At 33.0% G+C, this 20,589-nt stretch carries 19 protein-coding genes; 2 read left to right on the forward strand and 17 right to left on the reverse strand.

Features of this window, described 5'->3' with window-relative positions:
• Positions 1-77: 77 nt before the first annotated feature.
• The 4 genes from pgmB to FP433_RS04955 form a co-directional block, all read right to left on the reverse strand.
• Positions 78-743: a beta-phosphoglucomutase gene (pgmB, locus tag FP433_RS04940; RefSeq protein ID WP_265484322.1), complete on the reverse strand. Its 666-nt coding sequence runs from the start codon at positions 741-743 to the stop codon at positions 78-80.
• A 15-nt stretch (positions 744-758) separates the two neighbouring features.
• On the reverse strand, positions 759-3,011 hold the full coding sequence (locus FP433_RS04945) for a glycoside hydrolase family 65 protein (protein ID WP_265484320.1): 2,253 nt from the start codon (positions 3,009-3,011) through the stop codon (positions 759-761).
• A gap of 13 nt (positions 3,012-3,024) precedes the next feature.
• Entirely contained in the window at positions 3,025-4,374 is a 1,350-nt protein-coding gene (locus tag FP433_RS04950) for an SLC45 family MFS transporter (RefSeq protein ID WP_265484319.1), read from the reverse strand.
• A gap of 124 nt (positions 4,375-4,498) precedes the next feature.
• Positions 4,499-5,431: a LacI family DNA-binding transcriptional regulator gene (locus tag FP433_RS04955; protein ID WP_265484318.1), complete on the reverse strand. Its 933-nt coding sequence runs from the start codon at positions 5,429-5,431 to the stop codon at positions 4,499-4,501.
• Positions 5,432-5,533: 102 nt separating this feature from the next.
• On the opposite strand from FP433_RS04955, the gene FP433_RS04960 reads away from it, so the two are divergent.
• Positions 5,534-6,265, forward strand: a complete 732-nt coding sequence (locus FP433_RS04960; protein WP_265484316.1) for a DUF554 domain-containing protein — start codon at positions 5,534-5,536, stop codon at positions 6,263-6,265.
• A gap of 114 nt (positions 6,266-6,379) precedes the next feature.
• Here FP433_RS04960 and FP433_RS04965 read toward each other — a convergent pair whose 3' ends face one another.
• The 10 genes from FP433_RS04965 to rpsO all read right to left on the reverse strand — a co-directional run bounded on the left by FP433_RS04965 (position 6,380) and on the right by rpsO (position 16,096).
• On the reverse strand, positions 6,380-6,841 hold the full coding sequence (locus FP433_RS04965; RefSeq protein ID WP_265484314.1) for a low molecular weight protein-tyrosine-phosphatase: 462 nt from the start codon (positions 6,839-6,841) through the stop codon (positions 6,380-6,382).
• A 14-nt stretch (positions 6,842-6,855) separates the two neighbouring features.
• On the reverse strand, positions 6,856-7,611 hold the full coding sequence (locus FP433_RS04970) for a hypothetical protein (protein WP_265484313.1): 756 nt from the start codon (positions 7,609-7,611) through the stop codon (positions 6,856-6,858).
• Between the two features lie 12 nt (positions 7,612-7,623).
• Positions 7,624-8,142, reverse strand: a complete 519-nt coding sequence (locus FP433_RS04975) for an SA1002 family membrane protein (protein WP_265484311.1) — start codon at positions 8,140-8,142, stop codon at positions 7,624-7,626.
• Positions 8,143-8,202: 60 nt separating this feature from the next.
• A complete protein-coding gene (gene yihA / locus FP433_RS04980) occupies positions 8,203-8,787 on the reverse strand; it encodes a ribosome biogenesis GTP-binding protein YihA/YsxC (protein WP_265484309.1) in 585 nt (194 codons plus the stop codon).
• Positions 8,784-10,043 carry an ATP-dependent Clp protease ATP-binding subunit ClpX gene (gene clpX / locus FP433_RS04985; RefSeq protein ID WP_265484307.1) on the reverse strand — a complete coding sequence of 420 codons (1,260 nt, stop codon included), beginning with the start codon at positions 10,041-10,043 and terminating at the stop codon, positions 8,784-8,786. The genes yihA and clpX overlap by 4 nt, the downstream gene beginning before the upstream one ends.
• A 117-nt stretch (positions 10,044-10,160) precedes the next feature.
• Complete coding sequence (gene tig, locus FP433_RS04990) at positions 10,161-11,495, reverse strand: trigger factor (protein WP_265484305.1); 1,335 nt, start codon at positions 11,493-11,495, stop codon at positions 10,161-10,163.
• Between the two features lie 153 nt (positions 11,496-11,648).
• Positions 11,649-12,839: an elongation factor Tu gene (gene tuf / locus FP433_RS04995; RefSeq protein ID WP_265484304.1), complete on the reverse strand. Its 1,191-nt coding sequence runs from the start codon at positions 12,837-12,839 to the stop codon at positions 11,649-11,651.
• 197 nt (positions 12,840-13,036) lie between these two features.
• Positions 13,037-13,879, reverse strand: coding sequence for a hypothetical protein (locus FP433_RS05000; protein ID WP_265484303.1), 843 nt, complete (start codon positions 13,877-13,879; stop codon positions 13,037-13,039).
• On the reverse strand, positions 13,879-15,687 hold the full coding sequence (locus FP433_RS05005) for a ribonuclease J (protein WP_265484301.1): 1,809 nt from the start codon (positions 15,685-15,687) through the stop codon (positions 13,879-13,881). The genes FP433_RS05000 and FP433_RS05005 overlap by 1 nt, the downstream gene beginning before the upstream one ends.
• A gap of 139 nt (positions 15,688-15,826) precedes the next feature.
• Complete coding sequence (gene rpsO, locus FP433_RS05010) at positions 15,827-16,096, reverse strand: 30S ribosomal protein S15 (protein WP_265484300.1); 270 nt, start codon at positions 16,094-16,096, stop codon at positions 15,827-15,829.
• Positions 16,097-16,302: 206 nt separating this feature from the next.
• On the opposite strand from rpsO, the gene rpsT reads away from it, so the two are divergent.
• Positions 16,303-16,569, forward strand: coding sequence for a 30S ribosomal protein S20 (gene rpsT, locus FP433_RS05015; RefSeq protein ID WP_265484298.1), 267 nt, complete (start codon positions 16,303-16,305; stop codon positions 16,567-16,569).
• Between the two features lie 46 nt (positions 16,570-16,615).
• On the opposite strand, the gene holA is transcribed toward rpsT, so the two are convergent.
• Genes holA through FP433_RS05030 form a run of 3 tightly spaced genes read right to left on the reverse strand, consistent with a single transcriptional unit; the run spans position 16,616 to position 20,560 of the window.
• Entirely contained in the window at positions 16,616-17,602 is a 987-nt protein-coding gene (gene holA / locus FP433_RS05020; protein ID WP_265484297.1) for a DNA polymerase III subunit delta, read from the reverse strand.
• Entirely contained in the window at positions 17,599-19,875 is a 2,277-nt protein-coding gene (locus FP433_RS05025) for a DNA internalization-related competence protein ComEC/Rec2 (RefSeq protein WP_265484296.1), read from the reverse strand. The genes holA and FP433_RS05025 overlap by 4 nt, the downstream gene beginning before the upstream one ends.
• Positions 19,844-20,560: a helix-hairpin-helix domain-containing protein gene (locus FP433_RS05030; protein WP_265484294.1), complete on the reverse strand. Its 717-nt coding sequence runs from the start codon at positions 20,558-20,560 to the stop codon at positions 19,844-19,846. The genes FP433_RS05025 and FP433_RS05030 overlap by 32 nt, the downstream gene beginning before the upstream one ends.
• Positions 20,561-20,589: the final 29 nt, after the last annotated feature.

The raw sequence follows: 20,589 nt of genomic DNA on the forward strand, positions 1-20,589 counted from the left end.
TTGTTCCTGCTTTCATTAGCAATTTTACTTTAATTATACAAAAAGACCTAGGTTTTTAATATCCCTAGGCCTTTAACTTATTTATCTAAACGGTTTTTAATAGCATCTAATGAAACTTGTGCAGTAGAATCAAATTTTACATCTGCATCTTTTAAATCTTTTCCAAAACCAATTGATACTTCTCCAGCACCATTAATTGATTCAATTCCAGATTGAGCATCTTCTAAGCCTGCTACTTGACTTGGTTGTAAATTCATTGCTTTTGCTGATTCAACATAAATTTCTGGATCAGGTTTTCCATGACTTAATTTAGCTGGATCTACTATTGCATCAAAATAATCACTTAATCCTAAGTATTTTAAAATCTTTGGTGCATTTAATGAAGCAGAAGCCAAAACTAATTTATAGCCTTTTTTACGGGCATCATCCAAAAATGCTTTCATTCCTGGCAAAATATCTGCAGGTGTTAAAGTAGAAATTAATTTTAAGTAATTGTCATTTTTTTCTTTAGCTAGTGCTTCTTTTTGTTCTTGAGTATAGTCCTTTTCATGACCACCAGCTTTTAAAATTAATTCTAATGAATCCATTCGACTAACACCTTTTAAAGAGTCAGCCAATTCTGGTGTCCACTTAGTACCTACTTTATCAGCTACTTGATGCCAAGCCTTACCATGAAATTTTGCAGTATCTGCAATCACTCCATCAAGATCAATTGCAAAACCTTTAATATCTTCAAAGCTCATTTTTTACTCCTTAAATTACTTAAGTTCTAACTTTTTACCATTTAAGTCAATTGTAATGGGGTCACCTTCGATTAACTTAATATCGGTCTTATCTCTAGTTACACTTACTTCAATAATTCTGTCTCTAAACATTTGACGGAATTTATATGAAGTCCACTTCTTAGGTAAGAATGGAGCATAATGTAATTCTCCACCACGAACACGCATTCCAGCAAAACCTTGCACAATATCTAACCAACTTCCTGTCATAGAAGTAATATGTAAGCCATCACCAGTATCATTGTTGTAATTATCAAGATCAAGACGAGCTGCACGTTCATATAATTCTACAGCTTTTTCATGGTAGCCAATATCTGCTGCGATAATTGAGTAAACTGAAGCTGATAAACTTGATTCATGAACTGTAAATTGTTCATAGAAATCAAAGTTATTTTTCTTTTCTTCTTGACTAAAGTCATCAATAAAGTCCCAAAGACCTTGGATAACATCTCCTTGCTTTACGTATGGTGAACGTAAAATCTTATCCCATGACCAATTTTGATTTAATGGTAATTGATCACTTGGAATTTCTGAAACAGGTTTTAATTCCTTATCCATAAAGCCATCGTTTTCGGGGAAAATCTTCTTTTCAGCATCATATGGAAGATACATATTATCTACAATGCCCTTCCAGTGACGTTTTTCATCTTCACTAACATTTAATTCTTTGGCAACTTTGTCATCAACTTGATCAAGAATATCTAAAGTATATTGTAATGTCCAACGGCAAAGTAAGTTAGTGTACCAGTCATTATTTACATTATTATCATATTCATCAGGACCAGTAACAGCATGCAACATGTATTTATTCTTACTTTGAGCGTAGTGAACACGATCAGCCCAAAAGCGTGAAATTTCAGTTAAAACTTTAGCCCCTTCATGAAGTACGTAACTCTTGTCACCAGTGTAATTAGTGTAAAGATAGATCGCATAGGCAATGTCACCATTTCTATGAATTTCTTCAAAAGTAATTTCCCATTCATTGTGACATTCAATTCCGTTGAAAGTTACCATTGGGAATAAAGCACCCTTTAAGCCTTGTTGTTGTGCATTAATAAATGCACCATCCAATTGCTTATAACGATACATTAAAAGATTACGTGCAATCTTAGGATTTGCTACCCCTAAGTAAACTGGAATACAGTATGCTTCAGTATCCCAATAAGTAGCACCACCATACTTTTCTCCAGTAAATCCTTTTGGACTAATATTCAAGCGATCATCTTCACCATAGTAAGTAGAAAATAGTTGGAAAAGGTTAAATCGAATACCTTGCTGTGCCCCAGTATCACCGTTGATTTCAACATCTGATTGTTTCCAACGCTTTTCCCATTCTTTTTCATGAGGAGAAAGTAATTCATCGAAAGTTTGAGTATCTAATTTTGCAGATAATTTTTCTAAGGCAAAGTTTAATTCATCCTTAGTTTCATAATCACGTGAAGTTACAATCAAAGAACGCTTTTCAAAATCTACTTCTTTATTTGCAGCTACTTCCCCTTCAAAAACATTAAAAGCAGTCTTTTCAGTAGTACCGTCTTCTTGGTGAGTTAAATCGGTTTTAACTGTTGTTTGCATCCCTACCATAAAGCGAGGTGTACCAAAATCATTCTTTTTAGTCATTGAAAGTAAATAAGCTTTTTCTCCAGCTGCTTTTTTATCCAATACTTCCCAGAATTGTTCATCATAGTTAGCATCCTCATTATAAACATCTGCATCAATCATATTGGTAATGCTTAACTTAACAGGAGCAGCACTCAAATTCTTAACATGAATTCTTTGACCAACTAATTCTTTTTGGGCAACACTTACAAAACGTTCAAATTCAAATTCTAGTTTTGCACCACCTAGTTCAACTTGAAAACTTCTGGTATAAGTACCCTTCTTCATATCAAGATCTAACTTAAAGTTACTTGGAGTTTGTTTAGCTAAATCAAGTTGTTCCCCATTAACTTTAATGATTACTTTCATAAAGTTAACTGCATTGATCATCTTACCAAAATATTGTGGATATCCATTTTTCCACCAACCAACACGAGTCTTATCTGGGAACCAGACACCACCAAGATAAATTCCTTCTAAAGTGTCTCCACTATAACCTTCTTCAAAGAATCCACGCATTCCAAGATTTTCATTGGCTAAACTTGTAATTGATTCTTGGATCCTCTTATCCTTTGGAGCCCATTTTTCAGTATCAACATTCCATGGCTTAATTTCAAAAGTCTGTTTCATAATTATTACCTTTCTAATTTACATATTCTTCTTTAATTGTAACTACACTTACTGCTCCAATTGCAAGTACAACACCTGCCAATACTAACATATTTACTTGTGAAGCACCTAATAATGGGAAAAGAGCAAAACTCAAAAGTGAAGAAACAATTTGTGGTAAACAAATTGAACCATTAAATAATCCCAAGTATGTTCCCATGTGCTTTCCAGAAAGTGCATTGGTTACAATCGTTAATGGATAAGTATTAATACCTGCCCAAGAAATTCCTACCAAAATATAAGATAAGATTAGTAACCATTGGTTGTGGACAAAGAAAATTGAAACAAATCCAACTGCACCAATGAATAAACTTACTGAGTAACATACTTTGTGGTATTTGTTAGGAATTTTTGCCAAAACTAGGGATGCAATAACTGCTGCAATTGATTGGACAGCAGCTAATACACCATACCAGTTACCAGCTGCTTGATATCCGGCCGAAGTTGCATCAGTGGTATTCCAAACATTTTTGGCAATTGCACCTGTTGAGTAAGTCCACAAATATTGAAATGCAAACCAACTAAAAAATTGAACTAGACTTACAGTCCAAAAAGTTTTTGGCGCATTTTTCAATAAAGTGAACCAATTTCCACCTTCTTTATTATCTTCTTCGCTAATTCCATGATACATTGCATAGGTTGCTGGATCATATTCATGGACTTTGAAGACAGAAAACAAACTAGTGATAATTAATAAAGCTGCTCCTACATAAAATGCAATAATAACTGATTGAGGAACCACCCCTCTTTTAGCAGTATTTGAAACTCCCAATAATGTTAATACAAATGGGAAAATAGCTGCTAATACTGCACCTGTATTTGATAAAAAGCTTTGAATACCATAAGCATATGATTTTTGCTTATCATTTACCATGTCTCCAACCATCATTTTAAAAGGTTGCATAGCGACATTGGAAGATAAATCAAGCAAAGCAACTGTAATTGCTCCAAACCACAAAGCTGCTAATGATCCATATCCAAAGCCAAAACTACCAGCATTGGGCAACAAAATCATTACGATAACTGCCACAATCATCCCTAAAAGAAGATAAGGTAATCTTCTTCCTCCAAGCTTTGGCAACCAAGTTCGATCTGAGTAATATCCTACAATCGGTTGTACCACTAATCCTGCCAATGGCGGTAAAATAAAGAACCAACCCAAATTATTAGGATCTGCACCTAAAGTTTGGAAAATTCTACTCATTTGCGAACTTTGTAACGTAAAAGCTGTCTGTACGCCTAGGAAACCAAAGTTAATCATCCAAATCAAGCTTTTGGGTAACATTGGTAATCCAACTGTCTGTTTCTTTTTCTCCTCTTCCATATATTCTACCTACTTCAATCTATAATCTTTGTAAGCGCTTTATAATGTTTACATCAATATATTACCTCTTTTTTTAAAATTATGCAATCGTTTGCACAAAAACAAAAATAAAGATCTATACTTTTTAAGTACGATCTTTAATGCTAAAGTCTATAACCTTATTTTCTATCTTCTTATTAAACAAAACTTCAACGGCCTCTTGCCCCAATACCTCTGGCTTTAAATCCACAAAAGTCCATCTTTTTAATAATTTTCCCACTAAATAGCTGTCATTAAATGTGATAACAGGCAAATCTATTTTCAAAATATGATTTAATTCTTTAATCATTAAGGCATCATCTACACAGACTATTCCATCTATTTCGGGATGTGCCTTAATAAATTGCTCCAAATCAGTCTTCTCGGTTAATCTAATCGGAGTTTTCAAAATGCTTTTTAAGTAGTCTTTATATCCTAAATATCGATCTTGTTCAAAATGCTGATTTTTACTAGATTGAAAAAATAGAGGATTCTTACTACTTTTATTTTTAACTAAATATTCAGTTGCTGCTTTACCAGCTAAAATATTATCATTATTTATAGCTCGCACCTTTTGCTCAGGATGGCCAATAACTAAAAAATTTATCTGATTATCGTTAAGAAACTCAACTATTTCATTACTAAGTTCATCCTTCAAGAAAATAAAATTTTTAATTCTAAACTGATTGTAGTTTTTCGCAATCCGCTTCAATATTTCATCTTGATTTTTTCCTGTTAGCCAAACTAGCTCATAATGTCTTTTATTTAAGCTCTTACTGATAGACTGAATTAAGTCCATCTGAAAAAGATTAGCCGAAGCATCTCCAGCAATACTTTCTGAAACAACCCCTACCAGGTTAGTTTCATCTAAACTAAGATTTCGTGCATTATAATTAGTATGATAATTTAGAATTTGAGCTACCTGCTTCACCTTTTGCTTAGTTGCGGCACTAATTAGAGAGCTATTATTAAGCGCTCGAGAGGCTGTTGAAGTAGACACACCTGCCCTTTTAGCTACATCTTTAATTGTAACTGCCATACTTTACTCCTTTTACTTTAGTATACTAAATTCTAACATTGTTATCTTATCCTTAAAAGTTTATACTATTTAAGTATGACTTTTTAGGGGAGGAATATTTTTATGCCAATAGGTGTTTTAGTTGATGTCGGCTCTGTTATACTAGGAGGTATTTTAGGAGGTATATGGGGAGAAAAATTATCTGAAGACTTCAAAGAAAAATTAAACATGGTTTTTGGAGTTTCTTCGATGGGCATGGGAATCTACGCCATTGCACCCATGAAATACATGCCAGCAGTTATTTTTGCAATTATTTTAGGAACAATTGTTGGTTTATGGATGCATTTAGGAACAATCTTTAATAAAGGAGCTGCCTTAATGCAGCGTCCTATTACGAAGCTCATTCCAACAGAAAAATTAACAATTACTCAAGATGAATTTACAAGTTTAATGGTTACGGCTACCGTGTTATTCTGCGCAGGAGGAACTGGAATTTATGGATCTATGACTGAAGGTATTTCTGGGGATAGCTCGATCTTAATTTCTAAAGCAATTCTGGACTTCTTTACGGCAGCTATCTTTGCCGCTAGCCTTGGCTATGCTGTTTCAGTCATTGCGATCCCACAATTTATTATTTTTTATTTACTCTTTTTATTAGCGCGTTTCATTATTCCGTTTTCTTCTCCCAGTATGATTGCAGACTTTAAAGCTTGTGGAGGATTTTTAATGGTCGCTACTGGCTTTAGAATGCTTCGTCTAAAAATGTTTCCAATTGCGGAAATGATTCCCTCAATGATTTTCGTAATGCCTCTTTCAGCTTTATGGGTTAATATAATTTTACCCTTGATAAAATAAATGTTTGAAAATCATCCAACTTTCATTAAAAAATCGTCAATAATTCTAGGCTTTTATCACTAATATTGTGAGATGAGCCCGGAAATATTGACGATTTTTACTTAATAATTCTTCTTAAATACTTTTATTTTCTAACTTTTCAAATAATCCTTTGCATCCCTTTTGTATTTCCTGATAAGCTTTTTCAAAATCACCTGTATACCAAGGATCTTCAATATCGCTCCAAGAAGATACAAAATTTAAAAGTTTTGTTTCCTTTTTTTCAGGATCTCCACCTGTAATACGATTCATATCAAAAAAATTTTCTTCATCCATTCCTACCAGATAATCATATTTTTGATAATCTTCCTTTTGCAAGAGACTAGCATGATGGGTTCCAAAGGGAACATGATGCTTTTCCAAGACTCTTTTAGCCCGCGTGTCCATTTCTAAGCCTAGTGCATCCTTAGTAGCTGCTTTAGAAGTAATCTCATATTCTGCTTCTTTATCACCATTCCAAACAATATCTTTCATAATAAATTCTGCCATTGGAGAGCGACAGATATTCCCATGACATACAAAAACAATCCGTTTCATCTAACCTTTCCCTTCTAAGCTTGATGCTTATAATGTGGCTGAGCAGGTTTACTACTTACCTTTTTCTTGCTGCCTACTTTTGCCAAAAACAGCCAGCCGATTGAAATGATAATCGCTATTGTAACACTTGTCATAAACTCTCCACCTAAGTTAATCTTAATCCCTGAATATAGGGTTTGCTGCAAGCTTTCCATTGCTTGAGTGCTACCATACTTCAGAATCTCATACGAGCCTACAGATGCAATCAAAAGCGGAATAATAGCGCCTCGATTCCCAAATAATACCATAATAATTGCAATCAAATACAAAAAGAGAATTATATAATAACCTAATTGATAATATTGAGCTATTTGATTAAATGTCTCCTTATTCTCCTGAATTTCATTATTTGCTAATTTTACCAAAACATCATTTAAAATTTTTTCCTGATCTGTGGAATTTTTTAAGTCAAAATCATTAGCGGTTACACTATGATTTGTCTGAATGGACTGAGCCGTTTGTTTAAATTTTGTTAATGAAGTTTTTAGAGTTATTTTTTTCGGTAGTTGATTGGCAATTAAGGATTCTAAACCTAAAGATTGAAATAGTTGTACCCCTGTTTGGACTCCCTCATTTCCAGAATTACTTGCAGCTTTATTTAGTCCAGAATTAATGAGTCCACTAGTTGAAGATGTCATGGTAATTGAGCCATTTAGTGTAAATAAGGCCGATATTATAATTCCAATGATAGCAATTACTTTTATTATTAAACCGTTTAACTTTCTTAACATACTTGCTTCTTTCTATAGTTCATGAAGATGTTTCTTCAGCAAAACTAATCCTATCCATATCGAAATAAATGATGGTAAAACAATAATTACAAAAATATTTGGATCTAAAAAGTCCCCAATCTTTATATAATGTGCTACTGAAGTTAACTTTTTAATATTCGAAAACATTGTTTGATAGATAGTGATATAAATTAATACCCACTGAATACAGTATTCAATTAACGTCAATGTTGTAAGTGAAAGTGGGAAAACTTTATTAAATCCTCGTAGTCCCCAATATATTATAATTCCTGAAATTACCACTAAAATTCCAATCAGTAAAAATAAATTTTTTAGTTCTAAAGCCTGATCACTTCTTATCAATAGAAAGGCTACAAAAAGCAGAATTACAAAATTTAAAAAACTAAATGCCAACATTCCTAAAAATAAAACACAGGCTTTTAAAAAATATAAATGTTGTTTATCTTTAAAAAGTGTTATTGCTAATATAACAAGCATAATTGCTAAAAAAATTGGCCATATTTGATCCATTATTTTCCCCCTTAGTTCTCTTCAAAAATAAAAGCATAGCAAGGAGCGCTATGCTTTTATTTATTCGTGTTCTTCAATCCAATCCCAAAACTTATCTATATTAAGTTTTTTTACACTCGAAAATGGCAAAAATGAAACATGTTCTTGGTCTAGATCAAGACTCTTACCAATTTTTTGCTTAATTTGACTTGCTTCCATCTTTTTTAATTTATCCATCTTAGTGGCAACCACTAAAATGGGAATATCTAAGTATTGAGCATATTCAAACATGCTAATGTCATCTTTAGTCGGATCATGACGGGCATCAACTAGTAAGACTAAACCTTTTAGATCTGCTCTTGTTTCTAAATAGTCTTGAATCATTTCCCCAAATTTTTCGCGTTGTTTTTTTGAGACTTTTGCATACCCATACCCTGGAACATCAACTAAATAAAGCTCATTATTTACTTTATAAAAATTTAAAGTCTGTGTTTTTCCAGGTTGTTGAGACGTTCTCGCCAATTTTCTTCTATTTACAATTGCATTGATTAAACTAGACTTCCCTACATTTGATCTCCCAGCAAGTGCAAATTCAGGCAAATCATCTTTTGGATATTGTTTTTCTCCTACAGCACTGATAAAAAATTCACTATCTGTTACTTTCATTTTTTATTAACCTGTGCCTTTTCTTCTTCCTTACGAATAATTTTAGCTGGAGCGTGATTTTCAATCACATCTTTTGTAATTATGATTGTATCAATTGTATCGTCACTAGGAGCAGTATACATGATGTCCATCATTGCATTTTCAATAATAGTTCTCAAACCACGTGCTCCCATATCTCGCTTCAAAGCTAAATCAGCAATTGCCTTAACTGCTTCGTCATCAAATTCAAGGTTAATATTATCAAGACCTAACAATTTAATATATTGCTTTGTTAGAGCATTTTTGGGCTCTTTAAGAATTCTTGTTAGTGATTCTGAATCTAACTTATCCAAAGTAGAAATAATTGGAATACGTCCGATAAATTCTGGAATAAGACCGAATTTCACTAAATCACTAGTAGTTAAAAATCTTTGCCAATTGTCATCTGTAACATCTTTACTACTATTTTCAGCACCAAAACCAATCACCTTTTCACCTAAGCGATCTTTTACTATATTTTGAATGCCATCAAAAGCTCCACCCACAATAAATAAAATATTGCTTGTATCCATACGAATCATTTGTTGTTGCGGATGCTTACGTCCACCTTGAGGAGGAACAGAGGCAATAGTTCCTTCTAAAATTTTCAAAAGAGATTGTTGTACCCCTTCACCAGACACATCTCTTGTTATTGAAACATTTTCAGCCTTTTTTGAAATTTTATCAATTTCATCAATATAGATAATTCCCTTTTGTGCTCTTTCAATATCGTAATCGGCATTTTGAAGTAACTTAAGCAAAATGTTTTCAACATCTTCCCCAACGTACCCTGCTTCTGTTAAGGTAGTTGCATCGGCAATGGCAAAAGGTACATTTAAAATTCTAGCTAATGTTTGCGCAAGATAAGTTTTTCCTGATCCAGTAGGGCCGATTAAGGCAATATTAGACTTTTGAAGTTCTGTATCAGACTTACCCAAATTTACTTGACTAATTCTTTTATAGTGATTATAAACAGCTACTGATAGAATTTGCTTAGCCCGATCTTGACCAATAACATATTCATCTAGTTGCTTTTTAATATCCATTGGCTTAGGGAGATCCTTTGCTTCTTTAAGAGAATCAGCACGTAATTCATCTTCAATAATCTGCTGTGAAGTGGCAATACATTCATCGCAAATGTATACGCCATTTCCAGCGATTAGTTTTCTTACTTGAGATTGAGATTTGCCACAAAAAGAACATTTTACTTCTTCTTTAAGAGTAATATCATTGTTCATTTATGGTCTCCTTTCTACACTTTCTATTCGCATAGAATAAGTTTATCATGTTATGAGTGATTAACAAAAAAATTAGTTTGGAAATAAAAAAGCGACTAAAAAGTCGCCTTTTTATTATTATTTTTTGTCTTCTTTTTTAGTTGTCTTTTTTGCAGTAGTCTTTTTCTTCTTAGGAACTTGCTTTGCCTTATCAGTTACTAAATCAATTGCCTTTCTTACAGCAATATCATGCTTAAGCATGTCATCTGTTAAAGTACGACGTACAACTGCTTCTTCCATATTGTAGTCATTAGCTAAGTTAGCAATTTCTTCCTTGATTTCATCTTCATCAGCATCAAGTTTTTCTTTGTCAACAATAGCTTCTAAAACAAGATTTGTTTTTACACGTTCTTCAGCATCTTGTGCTAATTGATCACGTAATTGTGCTTCAGTAGTTCCAGTTAACTTGAAGTAAGTTTGTGGATCGATACCTTGACGTTGCATGCTACCCAAGTATTGATTCATTTGAGTTTGAACATCTTCTTGAATCATAGCATCTGGAATTTCATCAATTTCAGCATTTTCTACTGCCTTTTTAATTGCAGCTTCTTGAATTGCATCTTTAGCTTGATCTTCCTTAAGCTTCTTTAAATCTTTCTTGATTTTATCTTTTAATTCATCAAGAGATTCTACAGAGTCATCTACATCTTTAGCAAATTCATCATCTAATTTTGGTAATTCAGTAGACTTAACTTCGTGAATCTTGGTATCAAAGTGTGCTTCTTTACCGGCTAAATCCTTAGCACCATAATCTTCTGGGAAAGTAACTACTACATCAACATCATCCCCTGCTTTGTGACCAATAAGTTGATCTTCAAAGCCAGGAATAAATGTATTTGAGCCTAATTTTAAGTTATAGTTTTTAGCACTTCCACCATCAAATGGCTTACCATCAATTGTACCAGTGTAATCAATAGTTACAGTATCACCTTTAGCAGCTTTACCATCTTTTAAGACTAATTCTGCATTTTGTTGGCGACGCTTATTTAATTCAGCATCAACATCTTTTACCAATACACGTGTACTTTGCTTAGGAACTTCTACACCCTTGTAATCACCTAATTTAACTTCAGGTTTTACACTAACAGTAGCCTTCATTTCCCAAGGCTTACCTTTTTCCATTGAAACTGGAGTAATTTGTGGTTGACCTACTGGGTCAATACCAGCTTCTTTAACAGCTTCAGTATAAGCTTGTGGAAGCACAATGTTTAAAGCTTGTTCGTAAAGTGCTTCTTCACCATAGTATTGGTTAAAAATAGTACGTGAAACGTGTCCTGGACGGAAACCTGGTACACGTAAGTTTTTCTTAACACGCTTAAAAGCTTCATCTAAGCCTTTTTTTACTTCACTAGTAGGAATTTCAAAAGTTAATTCGCCGGTAGTTTTACCGGTCTTTTCCCATTTTACAGACATTAATAAAATACCTCCGATGTCAAATTTGGGTTTGTGCACTTGCATACTCATTTATCTTACCCTAAATGGCTTTAAATCGCAAATTTACCTGTGCTTTTTCAAAAAATAACATAAAAAAAAGACATGTCCGAAGACACGTCTTTTAATGAAAAATTAGTCAAGAATTTCAGTTACTTGACCAGCACCAACAGTCTTACCACCTTCACGGATAGTAAACTTAGTACCCTTTTCAATGGCAACTGGCTTAATTAATTCAACAGTGAATTCAACATTATCACCAGGCATAACCATTTCAGTACCTTCTGGCAATTCGATCTTTCCAGTTACGTCAGTAGTGTGGAAGTAGAATTGTGGACGGTAATCTGAGAAGAATGGAGTGTGACGTCCACCTTCGTCTTTGTTTAAGATATAAACTTGGCCCTTAAACTTCTTGTGAGTTTGGATTGAACCAGGTGCAGCTAAAACTTGACCACGTTCGATTTGATCACGGTCAACACCACGAAGCAATACACCAACGTTATCTCCGGCTTCACCTAAGTCAAGAGTCTTGTGGAACATTTCCAAACCAGTAACAGTTGATTTTTCAATCTTGTCAGTTAAACCAACGATTTCAACTTCGTCACCAACTTTAACAGTACCACGGTCGATACGACCTGAAGCAACAGTACCACGTCCAGTGATAGTAAATACGTCTTCAACTGGCATTAAGAATGGCTTGTCAGTATCACGTTCAGGAGTTGGAATGTATTCATCAACAGTCTTCATCAATTCTCTGATTACGTCTTGTTGTTCCTTATCACCTTGAAGTGCCTTTAAAGCTGAACCACGGATTACAGGTACATCATCACCAGGGTAATCGTATTCTGATAATAAGTCACGTACTTCCATTTCAACTAAGTCGATCAATTCTGGATCGTCAACTAAGTCAGTCTTGTTTAAGAATACAACGATGTATTCAACACCAACTTGACGAGCAAGTAAGATGTGTTCACGAGTTTGAGGCATTGGTCCATCAGTTGCAGCAACAACTAAGATAGCACCATCCATTTGAGCAGCACCAGTAATCATGTTCTTGATGTAGTCTGCGTGTCCTGGAGCATCCATGTGAGCGTAGTGACGGTTAGCAGTTTCATATTCAACGTGGGCAGTGTTGATAGTGATACCACGTTCCTTTTCTTCTGGAGCTGCATCGATTTGTGAGTAATCTTCAGCTTGTGCTAAACCATCTTCTGCTAAAACAGTAGTAATAGCTGCAGTTAAAGTGGTCTTACCATGGTCAACGTGGCCGATAGTACCAATGTTAACGTGCGGCTTAGTTCTTTCGTAATGTTCTTTTTCTGCCATTAAAATGACCCTCCTGTAAATATATTTGCAAGAAGTCCGTTGAGTAAAGTAACGGATAATTCTCTGTTGATTATTATACTACTTTCAAAGGTAAAAAGCCAAAGAATTAAAGTGATAGCCCGTACCCCTTTGAAAATATCCTTAACTGATTATACTAGATAGCACAAAAAAGTAAACCTTTTTAAGAAAAATAATTATTAATTTTTTTCATAGTTTAAATAACTATATATTTTTCCCAATAGCTCTTTGTTTTCTCCGCCATCCTTTTTTTCAATATATGTTCTTAAATCATGAGCAAAAGCATCTGGATTTGAAATATAAGTATGTAATTTAGGATATAACATACCCATTGCAATTTTTGCTTCATTCAACATCATTAAAAGCTTTGTTGGATCTTTTTGATAATAATCCGCAATGCTCATCACCACTTCATGATATAAAGTATCTTTTTCAAATAAACTCGTCTCTTTAGGAATGAAGCCTTCTTTTTTACCTAACACTAAAACTGACATTTCCTTGTCATAACCAAGCTTTACTAGATCTTCACATAAAGATAATCTAATTGCAAAATCAAGTGTTGGATCTAATAATAAACTTTGAGCAAAGTTTACAAAATTCTCCATATCCAACTTATATAGTTCTAAGTACTCCTTTTCTGTAGGTTTAGCAATTGTACGAAAATTTTTTATAATTTTTTGCTGTTCTGGCATCGAAACAGGTTTTACCTTTTCTGAGATACTAAGTCCCGCTAAATTACTCAATTCTCGTGCTTCTATATAAAAATGACATTTTTGGAGTATTTTTACGTATAAATCATAGATTTTTTGATTAGAAAAAAGATCTGGCTCTTCTTTTATTAATCGATATGCTTGAAAAGGTTCTTTTTTTTGTAAAAAAATATTACATAATTTTTCTACTATTTCCCATTTATGGCCTAACCTCAATGCTTCTAAGAGATAGCTTTGCGCCTGATTTAATTTATTTTTTGTTAAAGCTTCATCTGCCAATTTAATTAAATTATTTTGGCTTACCTCTTTCATTAAGCTTTTACCTTCTTTTGCTTGTTAGCATGAACACTCTTGTGCTTTGAAGAATTTTTTCTAGTTGGCTTATTATTTTTCTTCTTTGTAGATCCATCACTCTCTTGCTTAGCATTATTTTTTTTAGCCATTGCTCGGTGACGATTTTGGTTTACTTCCATCACTACTGGAAGTACAACAGGTCTTCTGCCAGTTTCTTTATACAAATACTTTTCAACTGAACTTCTTACATCTTGTTTTAATTCAGACCAGTCGAAACGTTTATTTTCAAAATTATTTTCAATTGCTTCACGAATAACTCCTACAGCTCCATCCATTAAAGCATGGTTAGCCTTAATATAAACAAAACCTCGCGTAGAAACTAAAGGGTTAGAAACAATTTTTTTCTTTTTTCGGTCAATAGTTACAGCTGCGATAAAAATACCATCATCTGATAAAACTTCGCGGTCTCTTAAAACTATATTTCCAACATCTCCAACACCTGCTCCATCAATCATAATGTCTTCTCCAGGTACTGGATCAGTCAAATAAAATCTACCATTTTCTAAGCTTAGTGTATCACCATTCTTGGTTAAGAATATATCATGTTTATCCATTCCTGCTTGAATAGCTAAGCCTTGTTGTAATTCTAAAAGTCGATATTCCCCAATTACTGGAATCAAAAACTTAGGCTTTAAAGTATTAATTAAAAGTTGCAAATCACGTCCTGTGGCATGACCACTGGTATGACGATCTCTTCCTAGTTCCTTGACTACCCCACCAGCTTGGTAAACTAAATCACTAGTCTGTGCAACCATGGTCTCTACAGAATGAGAAGGAGTAGTTGCAATAAACACCAAATCTCCTTCTTTAATTTTTATCATTCGATGACGTTTAGTTGCCATCTTTTGAAGAGATTTTAAGGGTTCACCCATTCTTCCAGTTTCAAGAATTACTAATTCATTATCTGGAATTTTTTTCAAATCTTTTCCATGAACCAAAAGATCTTTTGGAACATCTAAATATCCCAATTTCATAGCCGTATATACTACTCGACCAATATCTCTACCCGTTAAAAATACTTTTCTTCCAGTAGCATGGGCTGCCTTAAAAATTTCTTGTACCCTATTAATGTTAGACGCTTTTGCAGCTGCAATAATGCGCCCATTATGGTTTTGAAAAGTTTTTAAAATATATTTTTCAATTGAAGTTTGTTGGTCATTAGGGAAGACTGCTTCTGCATTTGTAGAATCAGCTAATAGAGCTAACACACCCTTTTTGGATATTTCAGATAAGCGAACAAAATCTGTCTTATATCCCTCTTTAGCTGAAGGATCAAATTTAAAATCACCTGTATAAACAATTTCTCCTTCTTTAGTTGAAATATCAATCCCTAATGAATCTGGAATGGAGTGAGTAGTCGAAAAGAAAGAAACAGTAGCATTTTTAAAATCAATTTCAGTATCTGCATCAATTACATGAAATAAATCATTCTTTCGACGCTTATTTTCTTTTTGAACAGCATATTTTGCTAATTCAATAGTTAATTTTGAACCAAACACTGGGATATCATGGTCTCTTAAAATATATGGTAAAGCTCCAATTGAATCTGCATGGCCATGTGTTAAAAAGATTCCTGCAATGCGATCACCATATTCTTTAAAAAACTCTAGGTCAGGGATTACCACATCAATTCCCAGTAAAGAACTATCTGGAAACTTTAAGCCAGCATCCATAATAAAAATTTCATCATCAACTTGTACGGCGTACATATTCTTTCCATTTTCACGTACACCACTTAAAATCATTAATTTAATTTTTTGTGACATAATTAATTCCTTCTAAATTTAATTTTCGGATCTCTAAAGATCAATTTGTAGTTAGTCTAATTAATTTTATCACAGATAGGAATTTTTTTAAATTTAAACAAAAAAGACTGGCCATAAGCCAGTCTTTTCAAAGTTAAAATTAACGACGTAAACCTAATTTGTTGATCAATTCACGGTAACGGTTGATATCCTTGTTCTTCAAGTAACGGAGTAAATTACGACGGTGACCGATCTTCTTAAGCAAACCACGGTATGAGTGGTGGTCTTGCTTGTTATTCTTTAAGTGTTCGTTCAAGTTGTTAATATCGTGAGTAAGTAATGCAATTTGAACTTCTGGAGAACCTGTATCACCTTCGTGACGTGCATAATTCTTAATTAATTCGTCTTTTTTTTCTTTACTAATTGCCATAATATAAGAAAACCTTTCTTTGATCAATTTAAAATAATTGCCACTAACAACGTTAACCGTCGGCAGCGAGGAAACAGCGTTAGTGGTTCCAACAAGTATTATAATACAGGATATTTTTAAAAAAGCAAGCAGATTTTAACTTGCACCTTACCGCTGGATTAAGTATAATTAACGAGTAAATCTTATTTTTATCGAGGTGAACTAATATGCCACAAATCAAGTCAGCAATTAAGCGTGTTAAAACTAACACCACTGCAAACAAGCGTAACTCTGCTGAATTAAGTAAATTGAGAACTGCAATCAGAAAATTCAACCAAGCTGTTGAAACTAAGTCTAAAGATGTCCTCGATTTAGAAATTAAGGCTGCTCGTGCTTTAGATAAGGCCGTAACTAAGGGACTTATTTCAAAGAATAAGGCAAACCGTGATAAATCACGTTTTGCTAAGAAGGCTAAAGCTGCTTCAAATAACTAATCTCAGCTACTATTAAAAACCACACACTATTTTAGTGTGTGGTTTTTTACATGTCTAAAATAAACATTTCTAAAAACTCATTCTCATGATAAGTACCATTTTTATAATTATAATCTAGCTTAATAATCTCTTTTACTAATTGCTTTAGCCTCTCTGCTTTTACTTTCTTTTCTAATGCAAACTTAACACGATAAGGATTAGCATGTAATTCCTTAATAATTTGGTCTTTACTCCATTGCCTTTCTTGCAAAATTTTTACGGCTAACAAAAACTCTAATTGACTTTCAAATACTGCTATTAATTGTACGACGGTTACTCCTTCACGTAAGTGATTCTTCAATCGCATAATAGCCTTCAGCTTATCTCTATTAAAAACATTAGTTAAAATTTCAAAGATATTTTCAGATAGTGATTGCTCAACATTATTTATAACTATCGTTTCAGTAATTTTATGATCATCACAAATATTTTTTAATTTTAAATAATTGCTTAACATCTCATCAAATACTTGGTCCGTTCTTTGTTCTAAAAGTGATAAAGCTGACCTTGTAAATTGATAGCCTTCCTGTTTAGCAATCTTTTTAATATATGCAATACTTTCATATGGTTTTATTTTAGTGGTAATAACATTTACTTGATCCAATATCATTTTAGATAATTTTTTTCGACGATCAATTTTTTCATAATTTGCCAGAAAAATCACTGTGTCATCCAAGTGACTTAAATTTTGCAATATTGGCGTTAATTGGGTTATTTGCTTTTTATATTTTACTGGAACTTTACTCGTTAAAAAAAATGGATTTTTTACAAGTACTAATTTTTGTTGACTAAACAAAGAAGACTCCATTAATGTTGCCATCAATTCATCCAGTCCTTCATCATTACAATCAATAATAATTTTTTCATAATCAGCAAATTTACTTTGCTTAATATAATCCTCAACAATATATTCATTAAAAAAACTATCTGGACCTTCAATAAGCAAATTATCTTTATCTGGGCTGGTTTGTTTAAAAAGTGAAGTAAGTGTCATTTTTTCCTTCTAAATAAATACGTCTCAAAATGTTCTTGATTAAATATGTTATATTTCCAAGTTATTGTACCACGATCTTGAGTATTTAAATATGCTATTTTTAATTCATTTAGTGTCTTCAAAGTTTCTAAATGAGGATGTCCATAACGATTATTGCGTCCAGAAGAGATAAATACCATAGATGGACAAATCTGCTTTAAAAAAGCTGGATTACTTGATGTCTTACTGCCATGATGGCCTAATTTGAAATAATCAACCTTTAACGGATACCTTTCTATTAATTTTAATTCTCCCGCTTGATCTAAGTCTCCTGTCATTAGCCAATTTTTATGCGCTAAAGTGAAAAATAGTGAAAGTGAGTCTTCATTTTTGCCTAATCCTTCTTGAAAGGGATAAACAACGTGAAAAGCAATATTTTGATCTTTTACTGTATCTCCTGCCAACAAGGGTGTTAATTTTGTATAGTTTACGCAATTAGAAATTCTTTTTTGAAAGCTCGGATTATTAGTTAATCCTTTTGCAAAATATAAATTGCTTACTTTTATATTTTGGAGCAAAGTCCTTAAATCACCAATGTGGTCAGCATCTTGATGTGATAAAAACACTCCATCAATTTTGTTAATTCCTTGTGCCTGAAGAAACGGCAATGTAATTCTCTCAAGTTGAGCCTGTGTAATCTTTTTCTTACCAAAGGTAACTTTACCACCTGTATCTATTAAATACACCTTTCTTTTTAATGGAGTTGTAATCAAAATACTATCTCCTTGACCTACATCAATAATACTTACTTGGCCAACTAGTGGAAAATGAATACTAACAAAGATTAATACATAAGTCATGATCACTGTTCCAAAACATAATCTGCTCTTTTTAGTTTTTTCTTTAGTTAAAATAAAAACTATTGTAATAATTAACAAAAGAAGTAATTGCCACCAATTAATTTTTCCAAAAAGAACCTGTCCAATTCTCGTTGAAGCTAGGCCATCAATAAAAATATTGATTTTTTGAAAAACTGGTTCAATAAAATACAAGGTAATATTTGGTAACTGCCAGAAGGAAAAAATTCCAATCACTGTTAAAGGCAACAGAACAAAATTAAAGATTGGCACAATAAGAAGATTAAAAAAAGGAGTTAAAATATTCACTTGATAAAAATAATATAAAAGAATTGGAGTAATCAATAAATTTAACTTGATTCCCTGAAACTTTATCGAATTACTCTCTAAAAGTTCTAATCCACCAACAAGTAAATAGCTTAAGATTGCCCCACTTGATAAAAATAAAGTAGGATTTAGCAATAAATGCGTCAAAACTACTGCACCTAATCTGTCACCACGTGCAATTGGCAAATGATGTTTTTCTACTATTTTTCCGTAAATATAGCCTAAACTTGCTCTTACAAACCCAGCTTGCCAATTTGAGATAATAATTTCAAAACCTAAAAATATACTACAAAATATAAAAATTTCATCTGGTGATCTTTTTAATTTAGTTAACCCTAAACTAATCGCTGCTACATAAAGACTTACATGTAAGCCAGAAATACTCAACAAATGAATCACACCCAAATTTCTGTAATTGCTTAAGATTGATTTATTATCTGCACTTGGATTTTTGGCTAAAATCATTTCACTTGCAAAAAACTTAGTAAGTTTGGGCATCTGATCAAAATACCGCTGCAATTCATACCGAATTTTATGAAAAAATATTTGTAAGTTTTTTCCATTATTTATTGAAAAGTTTGTAGATACAACTTTTAGACGATACTTGATTTTCTTAGTTTGATAGTATTTTCTAAAATCAAATTGTCCAAAATTAGTTTCCTGGTCAATCTCTTCTTTTTCAAGATTGACTTCACTTAAAACTAAGGGCAATCCCTGTTTGATAGCCTCCTCAAGTCCACTAGCTGTTTTCATCCCTACCAAAAACGTATTTTTTCCATCAGAAATTTGTCCCGATAAATAATGATCTGTGATACTGACTTCATCAGGATAAATAAAAAGCCTATTTCCAATACCCTGATTGTCAAAATTGTTTTTATTTATCAAGCACAAAAACACGCATCCTAGGATAATTATCCACCCTTTAGCTACTCGGTATTTATACTTAATTAAACCTCCTAAGTACAAAAGTAAAATTCCTGATACTACAAATTGTCCCCAAGTATGGGCCTGAAAAACTATTAGAGAAATAATAATACAAGTAATACTTATTAAAAGTAAATATCCTGGTCTTAAAAATTCATAGTTCCAATTGATCTTTGAACTTTTCAAACGTCTTGTCCCCAATACCTGATACTTTCGTTATTTCCTCAATTGATTTAAATCCACCATTTTGATCTCGGTAGCTTACAATCTGCTCAGCTTTCTTTTCTCCAATACCTGACAGTTTTTGAAAGTCTTGCACACTGGCACTATTAATATGAATTTTTTCACCACTTTGTGAATTGGTACTAGAAGTCGCAGTATTCTGATTATTCCCTGCAGATGAGCTACCTACACCTTGAGAAGAAACTGCAGTTTCAACTTTCTCTCCTTTTGTAGGAATATAAACCTGGTCCTGATCTTTTAAAATAAGGGCACGATTTACTTGTTTCAAATTTGCATTCTTTTTAATTCCTCCAGCTGCCTTAATCAGATTATCTAATCTTGCCCCATTTTTTAATGTATATACCCCTGGTTCCTTCACTGCACCTGCAATATCGCAAGTTACTGTACTCTGAGAGGAAGCAAGATGCTCGGTTTTTGAACTTTCTAAATTTTGGGTAGAGGAAGCCGTAGCACTAGAGCTAGCTGAATTTGTAGTTGACTGTCCATCTTGCGTTACTAAATTACTATTGTCTACAGGTTGCTGCCCTTGGCTTTTTAAGAAAAAGATTCCTCCAATCCCTAACACCAAAATTACCATCACATAACTCTTTTTTTCTAAAAGAAAGTTTTTTATCTTTTCAAAATCCATAAAATTAACCTCCAATTTTTTATACGAAA

This window comes from Lactobacillus sp. PV012, from assembly GCF_014522325.1.
GTDB lineage: Bacteria > Bacillota > Bacilli > Lactobacillales > Lactobacillaceae > Lactobacillus.